The organism is Streptomyces sp. NPDC055506 (assembly GCF_053643595.1).
Map to the genome: position 1 here is coordinate 64,076 of NZ_JBSHKH010000007.1, position 20,167 is coordinate 84,242.

At 68.6% G+C, this 20,167-nt stretch carries 16 protein-coding genes and 1 pseudogene; 4 read left to right on the forward strand and 13 right to left on the reverse strand.

Annotation, left to right across the window (positions count from 1 at the left end):
• Nucleotides 1-37 precede the first annotated feature (37 nt).
• A pseudogene (locus tag ACWIF2_RS04840) lies at nt 38-924 on the forward strand (PP2C family protein-serine/threonine phosphatase).
• Nucleotides 925-951: 27 nt separating this feature from the next.
• Here ACWIF2_RS04840 and ACWIF2_RS04845 read toward each other — a convergent pair.
• From ACWIF2_RS04845 to ACWIF2_RS04905, 13 genes are all read right to left on the reverse strand, one after another.
• Nucleotides 952-1,380 (reverse strand): DUF2267 domain-containing protein, encoded by a 429-nt coding sequence (locus ACWIF2_RS04845; RefSeq protein ID WP_454358623.1) that lies wholly within the window; start codon nt 1,378-1,380, stop codon nt 952-954.
• A 35-nt stretch (nt 1,381-1,415) separates the two neighbouring features.
• Entirely contained in the window at nt 1,416-1,808 is a 393-nt protein-coding gene (locus ACWIF2_RS04850) for a DUF2267 domain-containing protein (RefSeq protein ID WP_382588799.1), read from the reverse strand.
• Nucleotides 1,809-1,828: 20 nt separating this feature from the next.
• Complete coding sequence (locus tag ACWIF2_RS04855; protein WP_454358624.1) at nt 1,829-3,760, reverse strand: MFS transporter; 1,932 nt, start codon at nt 3,758-3,760, stop codon at nt 1,829-1,831.
• A 475-nt stretch (nt 3,761-4,235) separates the two neighbouring features.
• Nucleotides 4,236-4,730 (reverse strand): Hsp20/alpha crystallin family protein, encoded by a 495-nt coding sequence (locus ACWIF2_RS04860; protein WP_454358625.1) that lies wholly within the window; start codon nt 4,728-4,730, stop codon nt 4,236-4,238.
• Nucleotides 4,731-4,776: 46 nt separating this feature from the next.
• Nucleotides 4,777-6,558, reverse strand: a complete 1,782-nt coding sequence (locus ACWIF2_RS04865) for an FAD-dependent oxidoreductase (RefSeq protein WP_454358627.1) — start codon at nt 6,556-6,558, stop codon at nt 4,777-4,779.
• Complete coding sequence (locus ACWIF2_RS04870; RefSeq protein ID WP_454358628.1) at nt 6,558-6,821, reverse strand: UBP-type zinc finger domain-containing protein; 264 nt, start codon at nt 6,819-6,821, stop codon at nt 6,558-6,560. The genes ACWIF2_RS04865 and ACWIF2_RS04870 overlap by 1 nt, the downstream gene beginning before the upstream one ends.
• A gap of 6 nt (nt 6,822-6,827) precedes the next feature.
• Nucleotides 6,828-7,286, reverse strand: coding sequence for a thioredoxin (gene trxA / locus ACWIF2_RS04875; protein ID WP_454358630.1), 459 nt, complete (start codon nt 7,284-7,286; stop codon nt 6,828-6,830).
• On the reverse strand, nt 7,283-9,922 hold the full coding sequence (gene clpB / locus ACWIF2_RS04880; RefSeq protein WP_454358631.1) for an ATP-dependent chaperone ClpB: 2,640 nt from the start codon (nt 9,920-9,922) through the stop codon (nt 7,283-7,285). Before clpB ends, trxA begins: the two co-directional genes overlap by 4 nt.
• Nucleotides 9,913-10,320: a chaperone modulator CbpM gene (locus tag ACWIF2_RS04885; RefSeq protein ID WP_454358632.1), complete on the reverse strand. Its 408-nt coding sequence runs from the start codon at nt 10,318-10,320 to the stop codon at nt 9,913-9,915. Before ACWIF2_RS04885 ends, clpB begins: the two co-directional genes overlap by 10 nt.
• Nucleotides 10,320-11,273, reverse strand: coding sequence for a DnaJ C-terminal domain-containing protein (locus ACWIF2_RS04890; RefSeq protein ID WP_454358633.1), 954 nt, complete (start codon nt 11,271-11,273; stop codon nt 10,320-10,322). Before ACWIF2_RS04890 ends, ACWIF2_RS04885 begins: the two co-directional genes overlap by 1 nt.
• Nucleotides 11,274-11,279: 6 nt before the next feature.
• Entirely contained in the window at nt 11,280-11,897 is a 618-nt protein-coding gene (locus tag ACWIF2_RS04895; protein WP_454358634.1) for a nucleotide exchange factor GrpE, read from the reverse strand.
• Between the two features lie 8 nt (nt 11,898-11,905).
• A complete protein-coding gene (gene dnaK, locus ACWIF2_RS04900) occupies nt 11,906-13,816 on the reverse strand; it encodes a molecular chaperone DnaK (protein WP_454358635.1) in 1,911 nt (636 codons plus the stop codon).
• Between the two features lie 52 nt (nt 13,817-13,868).
• On the reverse strand, nt 13,869-14,357 hold the full coding sequence (locus tag ACWIF2_RS04905) for a general stress protein (protein ID WP_454358636.1): 489 nt from the start codon (nt 14,355-14,357) through the stop codon (nt 13,869-13,871).
• A gap of 213 nt (nt 14,358-14,570) precedes the next feature.
• Between ACWIF2_RS04905 and ACWIF2_RS04910 the strand changes: the two genes are divergently transcribed.
• From ACWIF2_RS04910 to ACWIF2_RS04920, 3 genes are all read left to right on the forward strand, one after another.
• Nucleotides 14,571-16,343, forward strand: coding sequence for a PucR family transcriptional regulator (locus tag ACWIF2_RS04910; protein WP_454358637.1), 1,773 nt, complete (start codon nt 14,571-14,573; stop codon nt 16,341-16,343).
• A 583-nt stretch (nt 16,344-16,926) separates the two neighbouring features.
• On the forward strand, nt 16,927-17,814 hold the full coding sequence (locus tag ACWIF2_RS04915) for a TnsA-like heteromeric transposase endonuclease subunit (protein ID WP_454358638.1): 888 nt from the start codon (nt 16,927-16,929) through the stop codon (nt 17,812-17,814).
• A complete protein-coding gene (locus ACWIF2_RS04920) occupies nt 17,805-20,108 on the forward strand; it encodes a transposase (RefSeq protein ID WP_454358640.1) in 2,304 nt (767 codons plus the stop codon). Before ACWIF2_RS04915 ends, ACWIF2_RS04920 begins: the two co-directional genes overlap by 10 nt.
• The last annotated feature ends 59 nt before the right edge of the window (nt 20,109-20,167 follow it).

The window sequence follows — 20,167 nt, forward strand, 5'->3', positions numbered from 1 at the left end:
ATGTCCGTCGGGTCCCGGGGAGCGGCTGCTGGATGAACTGGTCAGGGCGGCCCAGCTGGCATCACCTGCGGAACTGCCCGTCGTCCTGAACCGGTACACCGAGGCCATGGGCTTGGGCAGAGCCGTTGTCCATCTGGTTGACATCCAGCAAAGACTGCTGGTGCCTTTTGTCGAAGGCGAGCCGGAACTGGAGCTCGACACCTCGCTGGCCGGATGGGCCTACCGCACCGACTCTCTCCGAGTGGAAAAAGGCCCCTCCGACGGGCTGACCGCTGCGCGATGGTGTCGCTGTAGGTGCGCTCTGCCCACGGAGATGGTGAGGGCTTTTCTCCCTCCCCGGTCGATCGGCACCGGGCGGGTCGTGTCGACGGCGGTTCTGGAACCCGCGTACGAACTGGGCGGCGACGCTTTCGACCATGCGTTCACCGAGGACGTTCTGCACGCCACAGTCCTCGACGGCATAGGGCCCGATCTGGCGTCCGGACTTGCCACCTCTGTCGCCATGGCGGGCTGCCGCAACGCCCGGCGCAGCGGGGCAGACCTGAACGAACTCGTCGGCACCATGGACGAGGCGTTGGCGAAGTGGCTTCCGGATCAGTTGTGCACGGGTGTCTTCACCCAGTTGCACATGCCCACCGGTGTGCTGCGCTGGTGCAACTGCGGCCACCCGCCTCCATTGCTCATCCGTCGCCACCGCCTGCTCCACAAGGCCTTGGAGCGGCCGCCTGAGCCTCCTCTGGGTCTGCCCGCCAGTATCGCCGGGACCGCCCGTTCACCGACTACATCATCCGGTCGACCGCGGCAGGGCAGAGCGCCCCGGAAGTGCTGCGTCTGCTCATCCATGCCATCCTCGAGCATCAGCACAACGAACTCAGCGACGACGCCACGATCTTGATGTTCGAGTGGCAGCCCCCTGGTCCGTGACCAAGAGCATGACCTCCTCCACCGGGGTCACGGCAGGAGCGCGGCAAGCGAGTTCGGCACCCGGGATTTGAGGTGCTGCCATTCGCCGGCGCTCACATGGCGCTCCAGAGTTTTCAGTACGGTGCGCACCAGCTTCTCGCTGCCGCCCTCGACCGCATAGGGGAATTCGCTCCGGACCCGTGCGAGGAACTCCTCGTTGCTCATCTTCACGGGCGTTTCGGCCGGCTTCCAGCCGTCGTAGTAGACGCCTCTGACGAGGGTCGGCAGTTGGGCGCCGAACTGTACGGCCGTCTCGACCGGGAGACGATCCCGAAGCGGGTGCAGCACGGCCCGCAGTGCCGCGTACGACTGCTTACGCCGTTCTTTGGGCCACTCGAAAGCCTCCTCGACGTCCTTGAGGAGCCGATTGGCCTTGTCCACCATGGTGTCGAACGAGGAGAAACCTGTATCAACCATTTGCCTGGGCCTTTCGCTCTTGACCCCTCACGGGCTCAGTCCGCGAGGTCGGCCTTGCCGAACAGGACCGCGTAACTGGAGGGGAGTTGGCTGATGATCTGATTCAGCTCTCCGCCGGTCACAGCGTCGGCAACGGTGGTCAGGACCGCGCTGGCGTCCCACTGCGCAGTACGCGGCCGGGCATGGGTGCGCTCGGCGACCCGGCGGTAGAACTCTTCGATCCCGAAGCTCTGCGCCTGCTGCGGCGTGGCATGGTCCAGAACCTGTCCCAGCGGGCCGGGCATCTGGGATGCGAGGTCCTTGACCTCTCCCGGGCTGATCCGTTGGGCCAGCACTTCCAGCACGGCGTTGGTGACGTCCGCGGCTTCGTCCTGGTCCTTGTATTCGCCTCGCTCGCGTACATGGGCGAGGAATCCGTCGTATTTCATCGCTGCCTCCTTCTGCCCGGTCACCGCTGGTCCTGGGGTCCCCCTCGTGCGCTCTCGGGCCGGCCGGATCCGTCCGCCGGCGCGTAGCTGCCGTTCGCAAGGCTCTTGGCCCGGGACTCCCGCTCGGACTCACGCAGGGCACGGCGGAAGCGTCCGGGGCCCCAGGAACGGCCGCCCACGGCCTGTTCGAGTTGGTCGAGGCTCGTCGGGCCGGATTCTTGGAGCGTGTGGGTGATCTGTTCGACCTCGTCGTCGAGGCGTTGTTCGGCCATGGCGGACGTACGGCTTGCCGTGCCCGCGGTGCCGGCCATCCCCGGCGAGTACATCCTGCTGCCCGGCCCGGTGCCCGGGCGGTAGCGGCGGGCTCCGGCGCGCTCCCGCTCCCGGCGGCGGGCGGTGCGGTCGGTGATTCGCTGTTCCCGCTCGTGCGCGGCCTGCCGGACGTGCTCGGGCCGGCGGCGGTCGCGTGCGTCCTGGGGCGCGGGCTCGTCGCGCCAGGCTGCCTCGGCTTCCTCAGCGGTGAGCGGCCGGGCGATGTTCTCCAGGGACTGTTGTTCGGCCCGGACACCGAAGAAGACCTCGGCCAGCCCGCCCAGCGCCATGGCTGCCGCTCCGACGAGGAAGCCGATGGCCACCAGGTCCGCATCCCCACTGTGAATCAAGTGGCCGAACAGCAGCGGGCCGGTGATTCCGCCCACGGCCGTGCCGATCGCGAAGAACAGCGAGATGGACAGGGCTCGGGTCTCCATGGGGAAGACCTCACTCACCGTCAGGTAGGCCGAGCTCGCTCCCGCGGACGCCACGAAGAAGGTCAGCGAGACCAGCAGGAAGAACCACCATGTCGTCAGCGAGCCGTTGACCAGCAGGACGGCGAGGACGGCCGCCACGACCGCCGAGCCGAAGTAGGTGCCCGCGATCATCGGCTTTCTGCCCACGGTGTCGAACAGTCGGCCGAGAAGGAGTGGTCCGAGGAAGTTGGCGATGGCGAAGAGGGCCAGGAAGTAGGGGATCGAGCCGGAGCCGATGTCGAAGAAGCCGTTCAGAATCGTGCCCAGGTCGAACACGATCGCGTTGTACAGGAACGCCTGTCCGACGAAGAGCGCCAGACCGAGAAGGGCGCGACGCGGGTACCGCCGCAGAGCCACGCCGGCGATCTCCCTGAACGGGATGACGTCGCGCTGCCGTACGGTGACCGCCTCGCCCGGTTCCGGCAGCTCGCGGTCGATCTCTTGGCGCACCTCGGCCTCGATCCGGTCGACGATGCGTTCAGCCTCGGCTTCGTGCCCGTGGATGAACAGCCAGCGCGGACTCTCCGGTAGATGGCGACGTACCAGCATGATGCCCAGACCCAGGATGCCTCCCAGGCCGAAGGCCAGCCGCCAGCCGAGGTTGTCTGCCAGCAGACTCTCGTTGAGAAGCAGCACGGCGACCAGGCTGCCGAGCGCGGCACCGATCCAGTAGCTGCCGTTGATGGCCAGATCCACCTGCCCGCGGTTGCGGGCTGGAATCAGCTCGTCGATGGCCGAGTTGATCGCGGCGTACTCTCCGCCGATGCCCATTCCGGTGATGAAGCGGGCGAGGTAGAGGTACCAGGCGTCGTGGGCGAACGCGGTCGCGACGGTGGCGAGGATGTAGATGCCGAGCGTGAGCATGAACAGCTTCTTGCGCCCGTAGCGGTCGGTGAGTCTCCCGAACAGGAGAGCGCCCGCGCATGCGCCTGCCACGTAGATGGCGGCGGCCGTGCCTATGTCTGCGCTGGTCAGATCGATGCCGCTGCCCGGCTCGGTCATACGGGCGGCAACCGCCCCGACGATCGTCACCTCGAGTCCGTCCAGGATCCAGACGGTTCCCAGACCGATGACGATCCGCCAGTGGAATCGGGACCACGGCAGCCGGTCAAGCCGGGCGGGGACCTTGGTGGTGACGACACCGAGCTCGGCGGTGGTAGTCATGCCACGCCTCCTCGTTCAGGGCCGTGGGCTGTTGCTTGTCCGGGGGGACATAACAGGCTGGAATGCGCCGGTCCGCATAGCGTGTCTTCTGTGCTGCGCTGCCACCTTCTGGGACACCGTTTTCGCTTTCTCCATGAGGGCGACACGATGCTCTGGCGCTGTGAGCGTGGGTGCGGAGCCGAGGGAAGCAAGCGATATCCGACGGCCCAGGACGCCGAGCGTTACGCACAGGCGTTCGACCGCGAGGATCAGGCGGACATGGGCCGGCGAGCACCGCTGGGCCTGCTCCCCCTTCGGCTGCTGCGCGCCTGGCGTCTGCGGCGCCGAAAGGAAGCCGGTCGCGAGCCGCGTGCCGAGTCTCCGCCGCGGTGAGGGGCTGTGATTCGGGACGTCGTTCATGAGTCACCCCGGGTGTCGAGCCTCGCCGGCCCGGCCGCGGTGCCGGACGCATGTCCGGAACCGCGGCGTTCGCGTCTCAGCCGCCGCCGGTGCTTTCACTCGTCTCGCTGATCTCGACGTGCCGGGGCTTTGCGACTTCGGCCTTGGGGACGGTGATGGTGAGCACCCCGTCCGACATCTGCGCATTGATCTTTTCGGTGTCGACCTCTCCGGGCAGCCGCAGCCGGTACTCGAAGGCTCCGGTGCGGCGAGTGCTCCGGCGCAGGACGCCTTTGCGTTCCTTCTCCTTGATCTCTCCGGTGACCACCAGCTCTTGGCCGTTCGCTTCGACGTCGATGTCCTTGCTCTTGACGCCGGGGAGTTCGATCTCGATGCGGAAGGCGTCGTCGGACTCCGTGACATCCGCCAGGGGCGTCCACGCGACTGCGGGCGCCGCGCGTCCCACCGTGGATTCGATCAGTCCGCTCATCTCGCTGAGCAGTTGGTCGAACTCCGTCAGCGGATTGCGTGCCCAGCCAACGGGCCTGTCCTGGATTGCGCCACCGCGGTGGCGCCTGACGGGCGTGGTCATTCCCATCGCCTCCTTCTCCTTCTCGTGATCTCGTCGCCCGCTGGTGTCATGCGAGCCAAGCTGACTCCTTCCGACGGGTGTGCGGGGAGCTGTCGGTGCCGCCGGGCGCGGCCGTGTGGCCCAGGTAGCGGTGCACGAATTGGATGCTCATCGCGCCTTCGCCGACCGCGGAGGCCACGCGCTTCACCGAGCCGCTGCGGACGTCGCCGGCGGCGAAGACGCCAGGCAGGCTGGTCTCCAGCGTCAGGCAGTCGCGGCCCTGGCTCCGCCACAGCCCGGGAACAGAGCAGGCCTGCGCCTCCGCGCCGGTGAGCACGAAGCCGCGCGCGTCGAGGGCGAGTGCGCCGGACAGCCACTCGGTGTGGGGGTCGGCGCCGGTGAAGACGAACAGGGCACGCACCGCGAGCCGGCTGTGCTCGCCCGTACGGCGGTCGACCACGTCGACCGCCTCCAGCGTTTTGTCGCCGAGTGCCTCGGTCATCTCGGTGTGCAGCAGCACGCGCACCCGCGGGTGGCGCTCGACCTGATCGATCAGATAGCGGGACATGTGCGCCTCGAGGCTCGGCCCACGGACGAGCAGATACACCTGCGGTGCGTACCCGGCCAGGAAGAGCACGGCCTGGCCCGCGGAGTTGCCGCCGCCGACGACGGCCACCGGGTCGGTGCGGCACTGCTGGGCTTCGTAGACGGTCGCCGAGTAGTGGACGCTCGTTCCCTCCAGGCGTTCGATGCCGGGCACTTGGAGGCGGCGGTAGCGGGCGCCGGTGGCCAGGACGACGGTGCGGGCGGTGATCTCGCTGCCGTCGGCGAACCCGACGGCGTAGTGGCCGTCCCGCGGTTCGAGGCGGGCCGCCTCCGCCGGGACGCTGATCCGGGCGCCGAACTTGTCGGCCTGGAGCACGGCGCGGTCGGTGAGTTCGGCGCCGGAGATGCCGGAGGGGAAGCCGAGCAGATTCTCGATGCGGGATGACGTCCCGGCCTGGCCGCCGGTGGCCAACGCCTCGGCCAGGGTCGTGCCGAGGCCCTCCGAGGCGGCGTTCACCGCGGCGGCGAGACCGGCCGGACCGGAGCCGACGATGAGGAGATCGCCGCGGCCGTTGCCCGACGGCAGGGGCGGCAAGCCGATCAAGCGGGCCAGTTCGGCGTTGCTCGGATTGCGCAGCAGGGTCGTGTCACGCCATATCACCAGCGGTGTCTGCTCCGGACCGACCGCGAAGCGGCGCAGCAGCGCCTCGGCCTCCTCGTCCGTCTCCAGATCGATCCAGCGGTACGGCAGCCGGTTGCGGGCGGCGAACTCACGCAGCCGCCGGGTGTCGGGCGAATAGCGCGAGCCGACGATGCGGAAACCGGCGCCCTGCCCGACGAGCAGGGCACGGCGGCCCAGGCAGGCGCGCAGCACCAGATCGCCTAGGACGGAGTCCCGGGTCACCAGGTCACGCAGCTGATCCATGGACAGGGCGAGGACCTCACCGGGGTCCCTGACCGTAGCGGTGTAGAAGGCCACCTGCCCGTTCAGGAGGCCGAGTTCGCCTATGAAGCGGCCGGGGCCGTGCACACGCAGCAGGCGTTCGTCAGGCGTGCCGTAGCCCTCGACGACGGCAACCGAGCCACTGAGGACGACGTAGAACGTCTCGCACCGCTCCCCCTCCCGGATCAGCACATCACCAGCGTCGACTGCGCGCCGCCGGCCACGCTGCGCCAGGCGGGCCAACTGGTCCTCCGGCAAGCGGGGATAGGCGCCGTAGATGTCGGCGGTCTCGAAGGGGACGCTCTCCTCGCCCTCGTCCGGCACCTGTGCTGCGCCTGCTCCCGTCTCGTCGCCGGCCATCACACGAACGCCTCATGGGCGAAGCACCACCGCCAGTCCTCGCCGGGCTCCAGCGACGCCGCGATCGGATGGCCGTCGGCGGCGGCGTGACGGCGCGCGTGCCGGTTCGGCGAGGAATCGCAGCAGCCGACGTGGCCGCAGGTCAGGCAGAGCCTGAGGTGGACCCACGGGGAGCCGAGCAGCAGACACTCCTGACACCCTTCGGGGGTCAGTGGCTGGACAGGCCGGACGAGCGCGAGGTGGGGGTCGGTTCCTACGGTCATGGCTGTTCACCCTTTCCCGGCCGGTTCGAGGCCGGCGATCGACTGCTCCACCCACCGCCGCAGGGCAGGGGCAGGTGCGGCACCCGCCTGCCGGGCGATGGTCTGCCCTTTGTCCAGGACCAGCAGCGTCGGTACCGCCTGGACCTCGAACCGCTGCGCCAGGCGCGGGTTCTTGTCGATGTCGACCTTGACCAGCTTGATCTTTCCGGCGAGATCGGCGGCGACCTTCTCCAGCTCGGGGCTCACCATGCGGCAGGGGCCGCACCAGGTGGCCCACAGGTCGACGACGACGGGCACGGTGGCCTGCTCGACGACCTCGGTGAAGTCGTCGTCGCCCGCCTCGGCCATCCATGGCAGAGGCTGCTTGCAGTTGGCGCACCTGGGGCGGCCCTCGGCGGCCACGGGCACCCGGTTGGTGCGCCCGCAGTGCGGGCAGGTGACGTTGGTGGCTTGCACGGTACTCATGCCGCCTTCGCTCCCTTCACGTCCTCGGGCTGCTCGTAGGTGACCACCAGCTCTGCGTGCTCGGCGTCGACGCGGACCTTCGCGCCGTCCTGTACGTCGCCGCGCAGCAGGGCGCGCCCGACCAGCGTCTCGACCTCGTGGGAGATGTAGCGCCGCAGCGGCCGGGCACCGTACACCGGGTCGTAGCCCTGGTGGGCGATCAACTCTCGGGCCGCCTCGGTGAGTTCGACGGTGATGCGACGCTCGGCGAGGCGGCTTCGCAGCTCGTCGAACTGCAGCTCCACGATCCGCTCGATCTGCCGCTCACCGAGCGGCTTGAACAGCACGATGTCGTCGACGCGGTTGAGGAACTCCGGGCGGAAGTGCGCGCGCAGCTCACCCATCACCAGGGCACGGGCGTCCGGCTTGATCTCACCCTCGGCGGTGGCGCCGTCGAGGAGGTGCTCGGAGCCGATGTTGGACGTCATGATGATCACGGTGTTGCGGAAGTCGACGGTGCGGCCCTGGGCGTCGGTGATGCGGCCGTCGTCGAGGATCTGCAGCAGGGTGTTGAAGACATCGGTGTGCGCCTTCTCGATCTCGTCGAACAGCACGACCGAGTACGGCTTGCGGCGTACGGCCTCGGTGAGCTGGCCGCCCTCCTCGTAGCCGACGTATCCGGGCGGTGCGCCCATGAGCCGGCTGACGGTGTGCCGCTCCTGGTACTCGCTCATGTCGAGGCGGACCATGTTCTCCTCGGAGTCGAACAGAGCCCGGGCGAGGGTCTTGGCCAGCTCGGTCTTTCCGACGCCGGTGGGGCCGAGGAAGATGAACGAGCCGATGGGGCGGCGCGGGTCGCGGATGCCGGAGCGGGCACGGATGATGGCGTCGGCGACGAGCTTGACGGCCTCGTCCTGGCCGATGACGCGCTCGCGCAGGATCTCGTCGAGGCGCAGCAGCTTCTCGCGTTCGCCCTCCTGGAGGCGGGCGACGGGAACGCCGGTCCAGGCGGCGACGATCTCGGCGATCTCGTCCTCCGTGACGACCTCGCGCAGCAGCCGGTTCTCCCCTTGCTTCGCGGCCAGTTGCTCCTCCTCGGCGGCGAGCCGGCGCTCCAGGTCCTGGAGGCGGCCGTAGCGGAGTTCGGCGGCGCGGTTGAGGTCGTAGGCGCGTTCTGCCTCCTCCGCCTCGTGGCGGACCTGCTCCAGTTCCTGACGCAGCTCCTGCACGCGGCGGATCGCCTGCCGTTCGGCCTCCCACTGGGCGTGTTTGGCGTCGGCCTCGCCGCGCAGGTCGGCGAGTTCCTTGCGCAGTTCCTCCAGACGGGTCTTGCTCGCGGGGTCGGTCTCCTTGGAGAGGGCGGCCTCCTCTATCTCCAGGCGGGTGACGCGGCGGGTGATCTCGTCGAGTTCGGCGGGCATCGAGTCGATCTCGGTACGCAGCCGGGCGCAGGCCTCGTCGACGAGGTCGATGGCCTTGTCGGGCAGGAACCGGTCGGTGATGTAGCGGTGGCTGAGGGTGGCCGCGGAGACCAGTGCGGTGTCCTGGATCTTCACGCCGTGGAAGATCTCCAGGCGTTCGCGCAGTCCGCGCAGGATGGAGATGGTGTCCTCCACGCTCGGCTCGTCGACCAGGACCTGCTGGAAGCGGCGTTCGAGGGCGGCGTCCTTCTCGATGTGCTTGCGGTACTCGTCGAGGGTGGTGGCACCGATCATGTGGAGTTCGCCGCGGGCGAGCATCGGCTTGAGCATGTTGCCCGCGTCCATGGCTCCTTCGGCGGCGCCCGCGCCTACGACGGTGTGGAGTTCGTCGACGAAGAGCAGGATGTGCCCCTGGGCGGCCTTCACCTCGGACAGCACGGCCTTGAGGCGTTCCTCGAACTCGCCCCGGTACTTGGCCCCGGCCACCAGGGAGCCCATGTCGAGTGCGAACACGGTCTTGTCGCGCAGCCCTTCGGGCACATCGCCGCGGACGATGCGCTGGGCCAGGCCCTCGACGATGGCGGTCTTGCCGACGCCGGGGTCGCCGATGAGGACCGGGTTGTTCTTGGTCTTGCGGCTGAGGATCTGGGTGACGCGGCGGATCTCGGCGTCCCGGCCGATGACCGGGTCGAGTTTGCCGTCCCTGGCCTCGGCGACCAGGTCGCGCCCGTACTTCTCCAGGGCCTCGTACGCCACTTCGGGGTTGGCCGAGGTCACGCGCTGGTTGCCGCGGATCCGGGTCAGCGCGCTCAGGAACGAGTCCCGGGTGATGCCGTGCTCCTTGAGCAGTCGTCCGGCGGCGGTGGACGAGCCCTCCTCGGCCAGGGCCAGCAGGAGGTGCTCCACGGACACGTACTCGTCCTTGAGGCGTTTGGCCTCCCGCTCGGCAGCGTCCAGCAGCCGGGACAGGCGCTGGGTGACGAACACCTGGCCCGGTGCCGCACCCGGGCCGGTCACCTTGGGCCGGCGGGAAAGTTCCTCACGCACAGCCGCACGGAGCTCCTCGGGCTCCCCGCCCGCCTGTTGCAGCAGCCGCGGGATCAGGCCGTCCTCCTGGTCCAGGAGCGCGAGCAGCAGATGCTCACCGTCGACCTCGGTCTGGCCCATGCCGACGGCGGCGGTCTGCGCCTCCTGAAGGGCTTCCTGTGACTTCTGGGTGAGACGGTTCATGTCCATGGGGGTGAGTCACTCCTCCTGCCGCGGTCGCGCAGCGCGGCTTCGAGCAGGCTGATGCGGTCGAGCAGGTCGAGCACCAGACCGATGGATGCGTAGTTGAGGCAGAGTCCGGAGCGCAGTCGCTGGACGCGGGCGAGGACCGCCGGGGCCGCGGGGTCGAACACCAGGTGCCCCGCGGCGTCGCGTTCGGCGTCGACCAGGCCGAGGGCGACGAACCGGCGGACCAGGTCGGGGTGGAGGCCCGAGCGGCGGGCAACGGTGTCCAGGGAAAGTCTGGGCACGGGGACGAGTGCGTAGCGCACGGCCGTGGAGCCGGCGCTCGTCCGTACGGGACGCCCGCCCGCTTCGGCCCGGGCGGTCCGACCGCCGCTCGCCGCCCATGAGGGTCGGTCGCTCATCACGTCCTCCTGGGGTCGTACGAAGAGGTGGCGGCGAGCTCCTCGAACAGCTCGCGCTCCCGGTCGCTGAGCTTGGGCGGCACCATGACGCGGAGCTCGGCGTAGAGGTTGCCGTCGGCACCACGCGGGTTCGGCATGCCCTCGCCGCGCAGCCGCAGCCGCCGGCCGCTGGACGAGCCCGCGGGCACCGTGACCTTGGCCGTGCCCCCGCCGGGGGTGGGCACCGGAACCGTCGCGCCCAACGCGGCCTCCCAGGGGGTGACCGGAAGCTGCACGTACACGTCCCGGCCCTCCAGCCGGAACCGAGGGTGCGGTTGGATACGCACCCGCAGATACAGATCCCCCGCGGCGGCGTCACCACTGCCCCGGCCGCCCTCGCCCGCCAGCCGGATGCGCTGCCCGTCGGTGACGCCGGGCGGTACGTCGACCTCGTACCGCCGCGGCTGCCCGGTGGGGCCGGCGAGCGTGACGGTGCGGCGGCCGCCCTTGTACGCCTCCTCGACGGTGAGCGGCAGCTCGGCCTCCTGGTCGGCCCCCGGTACACCGCCGGGGGCGCCGCCTGCTCCGAAGAGCGAGCCGAGCAGGTCCTCGATGTCGACGCCCTCCGCTGCGAAGTCGTCGCCGAAGCCGGTGTACCGGACACGGGGGCCGCCCGCACCAGCGGTCCTGCGAGCGCGGAAGCCGCCGCCGGGTCCCGCGCCGGCACCGACCCGCTCCTCCCAGTCCTCGGGGACCTTCCGGAAGTCCTCGCCGAAGCGGTCGTAACGGGCCCGGGTCTTGGGGTCCGACAGGACGCTGTAGGCCTCGTTGAGGTCCTTGAAGCGTTCCTCCGCCCCCGGGTCCTTGTTGACGTCGGGGTGGTACTTGCGGGCGAGTTTGCGATATGCCTGCTGGATCTCGTCCTGGCTCGCGGTCCGTGACACGCCCAGCGCCTCGTAGAAGTCCTGTGCCATGACCGGTCACTCCCGCTTCGCGACAGTCACGGCGGCGGGCCTGAGCTGCCGTTCGCCGTCCCCGTAGCCCGGACGCAGCACCTCGACGACCGTGCCCGGTGGGGCGTCGGGGTCCTGGACGACGCCGACCACCTCGTGCCGGGCCGGGTCGAAGGCGACGCCGGTCTCCGCGTGCCGCGGGTAGCCGAGCAGTTCGAGGACGTTCACCGCCTGGTCGCGGACCGCCCGGACGCCCTCCACGATCGCACCGGGGTCGGATCCGGCGTGGGTCAGGGCGAGTTCGAGGTTGTCCAGGACGGGCAGGAAGGCGGCGGCCGTACGGGACCGCTCGGCCGTCCGCTCCCGCTCCAGTTCCCTGGTGTGGCGCTTGCGGAGGTTGTCGAGGTCGGCGAGCGCGCGCCGCCAGCGGTCCTCGAGTTCCTTGAGTTCGGCCGTGTGCTGGTCCTCGGACGGTGCGGGGCCGCCGGCCGCGTCGGGGCCGGGTTCCTCGTCCGTGCCGGGCCCCGGCCCGGTCGGCGGGCCCGAGCGTGGAAGATCCCCTCGGGGAGGGCGTACGGCGCCCTCCGGAGCCGGGTCGGCCGGGTCCGGCACGGCCGGATCGGATTCCCTGGGGTGGATCGGCATGGCGTTCCTCAGTCCTTGTCGAACTCGGCATCGATGACGTCGTCGTCACCGCCACCGCCACTCGGGCCGCCACCGCTCGCACCGTCCCCGGTGGTGTCCTGGTCGGGACCGCCCGTGGTGGCGCCGGCCTGATGCGCCGCCAGCCCTGACAGCACCTGCTGGAGTTCGGAGGTCAGCGGCCGCACCCGCTCCACGCCTGCCTCCTCCTTGACCGCCGCCCGGGCATCCGACACCAGCATCTCGGCGCGTGACTTCTCGTGCGCGGGTGCGGCGTCCCCGAGCTCGGCGAGGCGCTTTTCGACCTGGTACGCGACGGCGTCGAGCTCGTTGCGGGCGTCGACGGCCTCGCGCAGGGCCTTGTCCTCGCCCTGGTTGCGCTCGGCCTCCTGGACCATGCGTTCGACTTCGCCGCGGTCGAGGTTGGAGCTCTCGGTGATGGTGATGCCCTGTTCCTTGCCGGTGTCCTGGTCTCGGGCCTTGACGTTGAGAATGCCGTTGGCGTCGATGTCGAAGGTGACCTCGATCTGCGGTTCGCCGCGCGGCGCCGGGCGTATGTCGGTGAGCTGGAAGCGGCCGAGCACCCGGTTGTCGGCGGCCCGTTCGCGCTCGCCCTGGAGGACGACGATGTCGACGGCGGGCTGGTTGTCCTCGGCGGTGGAGAAGGTCTCGGTGCGGCGCACGGGAATGGTGGTGTTCCGCTCGATGATCTTCGTCATCACGCCGCCGCGTGTCTCGACACCCAGTGACAGGGGCGTGACATCGAGCAGCAGGACGTCCTTGACCTCGCCCTTGAGCACCCCGGCCTGGATCGCGGCACCCAGGGCCACGACCTCGTCGGGGTTGACACTCATGTTGGGTTCCTTGCCGCCGGTCAGCCGGCGCACGAGGGCCTGGACGGCGGGGATGCGGGTGGAGCCGCCGACGAGGATGACCTCGTCGATGTCGCTCTCGCCGACCTTGGCGTCGGCCATGGCCTGCTTGACAGGTTCCAGGCACCGCTCCACCAGGTCGCTGGTGATCTGCTCGAACGTGGACCGCATGACCGAGTCGGTGAGGTGCTTGGGGCCCGAGGCGTCGGCGGTGATGAACGGCAGGCTGACCTGCGTCTGCGTCACCGAACTCAGCTCGGTCTTGGCCTTCTCCGCCGCTTCGAACAGGCGTTGCAGGGCCTGCGGATCCTTGCGCAGATCGATGCCGTTCTCCTTCTGGAAGTCGTCCGCGAGGTAATCCACCAGGCGCCGGTCGAAGTCGTCACCGCCCAGGTGACTGTCGCCCGCCGTGGAACGCACCTCCACCACGCCGTCGCCCACGTCGAGGATGCTCACGTCGAACGTGCCGCCGCCGAGGTCGAAGACCAGCACCGTCTCGTGCTGTTTCTTGTCCATGCCGTACGCGAGGGCGGCCGCGGTCGGCTCGTTGATGATCCGCAGCACCTCCAGTCCCGCGATCCGCCCGGCGTCCTTGGTGGCGGTGCGCTGGGCGTCGTTGAAGTAGGCGGGCACGGTGATGACGGCCTCCGTGACCCGTTCCCCGAGTTGCTTGGAGGCGTCCTCGGCGAGTTTGCGCAGCACCTGGGCGCTGATCTCCTCGGGCGCGTAGAGCTTGTCGCGCACCTTGAAGCGGGCGACGCCGCCCTCGCCCTCGACGACGTCGTACGCCACCGCTCTGGCCTCGTCCGGGATCTCGTCGAAGTGCCGGCCGATGAACCGCTTGGCCGAGTAGATGGTGCCCTTGGGGTTGAGGATCGCCTGGCGCCGGGCCAGCTGGCCCACCAGCCGTTCCCCGGTGTCGGTGAAGGCCACCACGGACGGTGTCGTACGGTTGCCCTCGCTGTTGGGGACGACGGAGGCTTCGCCGCCCTCCCACACGGCGATCACCGAGTTCGTGGTGCCCAGGTCGATGCCCACTGCCTTGGCCATGAGGAACTCCTCCCGGTGCGACGGAATGCGCCGCGACTGCGGATCTGATCGTTCATGTATGGGCGGGACGGCCGCCGGCTCCGGTGGTCCGCAGCCCGCCGAGCAGCCGTACGGCCTCGTCGGCGACGGCTTCGTCCGCGACGACGTCGTACCGGCTGGGCTCCATCGAGCGGACCGAGGCGAAGTCCCGGCGGCCGCCCTGCAGGGCGTACAGCAGCAGACCGAACAACGCGCCCACGATCGCCCCGAAAATCAGGCCGTAGAGGGCGACGAGCAGGGCGGAGACGAGCGGGTCCACCCAGTCGACCAAGCCGAAGAGCCAGCCGATCAGCGCTCCGGGAAGGGCCCCGCTCACCGCACCCTGCAGGGCGGCCCGGCCGTAGTTCATACGTCCGACGACCTGCTCCACGAGGCGGACGTCCTGGCCGATGATGGCCACCCTCTCCACGGGAAATCCCTGGTCCGAGAGGTGGTCGACGGCGTGTTCGGCTTCCTGGTACGTCTCGTACGTGGCAACGGTCCTACGAGGCTGCTCGGTCATCGCCCAGTCCTTCCTGCCGGTATGCACAGCGGCCTCCGGCACGCCCCAGACTCGCGAACCGAGCAGTTCTACGCCTGCGCCCGGCAGGTCGAAAAACGAAGGAGCCCGTCCCCCCGCGAGCACGAGACGGGCACTTCGGACATTTCGAGTAAGTTGGTCGGGGAACTCGTGGCGCTGTCTCCTCTCTGGAGGCTCAGGGAAGGGAGTGATCCCATGGCCGGCTACAGAGGCCGGAGCATGTACCGACGCCGTCCCGACCGGGAAGGCGGCCTTCCGCCGGGCCGTCTGGGACAGCACCCCACGATCTCGCGGCGAGGGTCTCGCCCGCCCCTTTCCACCCTGGCGTCCCACAAGCTGCCGGCAGCCTCTCGTGCCCTGTTCGACACTCAGGACGAAAGCGAGATCCTGCGCCTGGCCATGGACCACGTGTCGGCCGTCGGCCCGTACAGAGCCGAGGCCGGATACCTCAGAACGCACGGCCAAATGGTCCCGGGCCCCCAGGTCCGGCCGGGTCATGCGTCAACCGTCGACCGGACGGTGCGAGAGCTGACAGGGCGGGACGTCCCCGTAACCGTTCCCGGCCGGTCCAGGGGCCGGGCCTTGGCCCTGCACGGACCCGGTGGACTGCACGGCTACCTCGTGGTGACGTCTCGCTCCCGGCCCACCTGTGCCCAGCACTTCCTGCTCGCCATGCTGGTACGCCTCACCGCCGCGGCCCTGTCGGTCGCCGTCGCGCACCGCCGCCGGCAGGAAGACGCGCTGGAGCTGCACCGACTGCGGGGAGAACGAGCAGCCCTCCAGCAGCGGCTGATCTCCCTCGTGGTCGAGGTGGGATATCAGCGGGCCGTGCACGAGGCCCTCGCCGAGGTCGCGGCCTCGGGCGGCGGCGAGGAGGCCATCACCAGCGCACTGCATGAGCTCACCGGACTTCCCGTGCTGGTGGAGGACCGCTTCGGCCGACTGCGGTCCTGGACCGGTCCCGGCCGGCCCGACCCCTATCCGGAACCGGACCCCGCACGCCATGAGGAGATGCTCCAGACGATCGCCCGGAGAGGCGGAGCTGTGCGTAACAAGGACCGGCTGATCTCCCTGATACGCCCACGCGGTCAGGTCCTCGGAGTGCTGGCCCTGCTCGATCCCCGGGGCGAAGCCGACGAGTACACCGTGTTCGCTCTGGAGCACGCCGCCACATCACTCGCCTTGGAACTGTCGCACCTGCGCCATCTGGCGGAGGTCGAGCTGCGACTGCACCGCGAACTGGTCGACGATCTTCTGGGGGGCATGGACGAGGCGAGCGCCTACGCCCGGTCGGAGGCGTTCGGACACGATCTGCACCGCATCCAGTACGTGGTCGTCGTGCAGTGGAGGGACCAGGTCGCGGACGACGCTTTCGCGCGGACCGTGGGCCGGGCGGCTTCGGCCGTGGGCATGCCGTCGCTGGTGACTCGGCGCTCCGACCACGTTGTCCTGGTCGCCGAGGGCAGGCCCCACGACCACGCCTTGCACGAGACGCTCGCCCGGGAGACCGGAACACCGGACGGGTCGATCGGGGTGAGCGCCCGCTGCGACACCCCGGACGGTATTCCCGGCCGCTACCAGGAAGCACTGCGCGCCCTGGAGGTACGCCGCCGGTCCCGAAGCCGATACGGCACGACGTTCTTCGACGATCTGGGCCTCTACCGCATCCTGGGACCCGGGAACGAATACCAAGAGCTGGAGGCGTTCGTCCGGGAGTGGCTCGGACCCCTCGTCGACTACGACGGCCGGCACCGTACGGCGCTAGTGGAGACCCTGTCCCGGTACTTCGACTGCGGCGGCAACTACGCCGAGACCGCCGAATCCCTCGCGATCCACCGCAGCACGCTTCGCTACCGGCTCCAGCGCATCCGCGAGATCAGCGGCCATGACCTGACGAACGTGGAGGACCGCCTCAACCTGCAGGTCGCGACCCGGGTGTGGAAGATCATGCTGGGCGGACCCGGTTGAGGCGCCCACGCACCGATCGTCACACGCTGATTGTGACCACAGCCACTAGGTGTCTCCTGAGCATCAGGTTGACCTGCGCTTTTGCCAACCAGCTTCAGCAGCACGGTGCGCGGTCTGCCGAGGATTCTTGGCACATCCGTACAGGCTCATCGATTTTCCTGCCCTGCGCCGGAGAAGGCCCCCTCCCGCTCCTTCACTCGTCTGCATCGGCACGTCCCCCACCACGACGTCTCCTCGGATCCTCCCCAGGGCGCCGCTGGATCATTCACCCGAGAGCGCTCCGCGGTCTCCTCATGGCCAACGCTGCTGCTGTGAGCGCACCACCAGACCGGCCGCCCTCCTCCGCTAGGAGTCGCTGCCTTGCAGCACCTCATCCCCGGCCTGGGCGCCTTCACCTACACTGTTACCTTTCACTGGAGTGACCGGTGAAAACTCAGCGTGTCGGTACGTCTGCCTGGAACCTTCGACACCGACGCCGCGAATCCTTGCTGGCAACGCCGGGCGCGCTGGCGCGACAGAGATCCAATGACCTCTACGATGATCTTCGCCCTCCCATCGCACTCTCGGCATTTAAGGCGGAGACGTGGCTCCCCAGCCCGCGCTGCTCGATCACGCGCCAATTGACCCATCGAGCACTGGTGTCCCCTGGTCGGACACATCAACACTGCACGATCTCGCCCGTATGCATGCCATTTCTGCTGATGCGGTCGGTCAACTGGTCATGCCGCCCGACTGGAGTGCCCGATGGACTACGGCCTGGCGCTTCGGGCGGACGTTGGTCGGCTTTGCCGTAAGGGACCTGGGCGAGGTCGACTTGCTCTCGAGCGTTCCTGTCCGCCGCTTCAGTTGGCGTACCGATCAGTGGCATCGCCCCGGCCTCGGATATCTGGTCAGTACCGAGCGGCACCATGGCTTCGAGAGTTTCGAGGAGGAACTCCTCCTTCTGGCAGCGGACTTCTCGTGTTCTCTGATGGAGGCTCTTGCTCAGCCGTTCCGTCTGCGCTTCCGAAGCGTCAACGGCAGTGTCGAACACATCCCGGACTATCTTCTGCTGACCGATGGCACGCCGTGGCTCATCGACGTGCGGCCTACGGAGCGGATCGAGCCTGAAGACGAAGTCAAGTTCGCCGCTGCTGCCGAGGTCGCACTGGTTGCCGGGTGGAATTATGCGGTCGTTGCTGGTTGGCGCGACCATGTAGTTGGCCTGATCGATACGTTCTCGGCCGGTAGAAGGCGCTTGACCGACCCGCTGCAACTCCAGGAGCAGTTGCTTCGGGCGGCAGAAGACGGTCCACAGCCATTCGGGACCCTGGTCGCGCGTTGCAGCCTGGAGGCCGTTGCCCGGGCTCATGCGATGCATCTGCTGTGGCATCGCCGATTGGGCCTGCAAATCACCGGCCCTCTAACTGACGCGAGCACAATCCGACGGTCTCCCTCCCGGCGCCCGGCGAGCGGGAGCTGGTGGCATTGACGACGGCGCTTGCCTGGGATCTCTCGCCGGGGAACGAGTTCATCGTGAACGGCCTGCCATGGACCGTGCAGGCGTTTGAGCCCCAAGTCGGAAAGGTGGTGCTGGTCCGACCTGAGCATGAGCCGTGGAAGACGTCGGTTCGGCAGTTGTTGCACCATCCGAACATCCGGCCATCGACACGGACGAGGAAGGACCTTCCGGCCGCCAACCGCGGGAGGCAGCCAAAAGGCGTTCTCGATCTGCCACCGGACAAGCGGTTTTTGGTGATGCTGCGCGTGGAGCATCTACGGGAAGTGGAGACCGGATTTCGCAGCGGCGACCCCCTGATGGCGCTCCCCGGAGAGCCGAAGCCGCAATACGACCCGGACTCCACAACGCTGACCGAGCGACGCCATGCCAAGGTGCGGGAACTGAGGCAGGAGACGGTACGCAACCCGGGCCTGGCCGCAGCCAACTGCCTGGACAAGGTCAGCTACCGCACCCTGATCCGCTGGGATCTGGACCGCCGACGCTTCGGTCCGATCGGATGTGCAGACGACCGGTGGCTACGGGAGGCGACCGGCCGCCAGATCTCAGCCGCGGTACGTGAGGCCATCTTTGCGGTGCGGCATGAGACCCTGCACCGCTCCAAGCTGACGGCGAAGGACCGTGAACGGTTGATCCATCAGTACGTCCGCGAGGTGTTCGGAGAGGACGAACCGGTACCCAGCTACGAAACGCTCCGGGTCGTGTGGAAGGAGTGGTTCGGATCATCCGGAGCCCGTCAGCGCTATGCCGTTTCAGCTGCCCGGGCACAGGCGGTGGCTACAGGTCGACATGTAGTGGTGAGCCGGCCCGGCCAGGTGGTTGCACTCGACACGACGATCCTCCCGGTCAAAGTCCGCGAGCAGGTCTTTGGCGACCCGGTGTCGGTGCACCTGACGCTGGCTCTGGACGTATACACGCACTCGATCGTGGCTTTCCGACTCACGTTGGTCTCAGACACCTCCGTAGACGTCGCCATGATCTTGCGGGACGTCATGATGCCCCTGCCCATGCGACCAGACTGGGGCAAGGAGATGGAGTGGGCCTACCCCGGGGTCCCTGGCACCGTGGTCGCGGAATTCGCTGGTGGCAAGGTCGCCGGGCTACCGTTCTTCGCCCCGGAGACCGTGACCACCGACCACGGCTCGGTTTACAAGAATCACCACCTGATCGAGATGCAGCGGGTAATCGGTGCGACGATCCGGCCGAGTCGGGTCCTGCGACCGACCGACAAACAGGCGGTGGAGCGGGCCTTCGGCGCGATCCAGTCCCTGCTGTTCCGGATCCTTCCTGGCTATCAGGGCGTCGACAGCTCGGATCGCGGCATCGATCCGGAAGGCGACGCATGCATCACGGTGGCGGAGATGGAGCACTTGCTTGCCACCTGGGTCGTCAAGATCTGGCAGAACCGCAGATTCGGTTCCTACGCGCCCAGTTGGGATCCTGCCGGAGATCACAGTCCGAACACCCTGTTCGCCGCGTCCATGGCCCAGGGCGGCTTCGCACTGCAGATCCCACCCGCGGAGTTGTACTACCAACTGCTTCCTACCCATCGGGTGATGATTCACGGCCGCCGTGGCGTGAAGATCCGAAACCTCTGGTACGACGGGGAGGCACTGGACGAATGGCGCTTCCGTCCCTCGGGCCGGGGCGGGGCGGCGAAGAACAAGTACGTGTTCCACCGGGATCCACGTGATCCTTGTTTCGTCTTCTTTCAGGATCCGCTCACCCATGAATGGCATCAGTTGCGTTGGGTGGGCCTTCCGGACGAGGGCCGGGTGCCCGCGTTCAGTGACGCCCGTGTGCGGCAAGTGATGCGCGAGCTGCGCGCTCAGGGGCTGAAACCGAAGTCCGACAAGGATCTGCTGCCCCTGTTGCTGGACTTGATCGGAGACAACGTCCCCGTCGAGCAGTGGCCCACGCGCCTGACGAAGGCTCAGCGGACCGAGCATGCCCGCGAAGTGGCCCAAGCTGCGGCAGCGGCTGCCGACCGACCGAAGCCAGCCCCTGTCGCTGCCTGCGCCGACGAGGTGGCACCTTTTGTGTCCCACCAGGGCGATGAGGTCCACAATGTCGTCGCGTTGCGTTGGCGCGAGCGGGCCGAGCAGGGCCAGGCTGCGATCGATAGCGAGCGTCGACGCCGACGAGAGTCAGTCCCCGAGAAGCCGGCCGCGACGTCGCCCCTTAGCCAGCGGTTGCGGGGGCGCAGCCTGATGGACTTGCTCGACGAGGAGAACGATTCTGCCGCTGAGCCTGGCGGTCGGCCGTGAGTGAGCGCAGCAAGTCGTCCACCAGCGCAGTCGCTTCGTTCTTGCCTGGGCCGCCTATC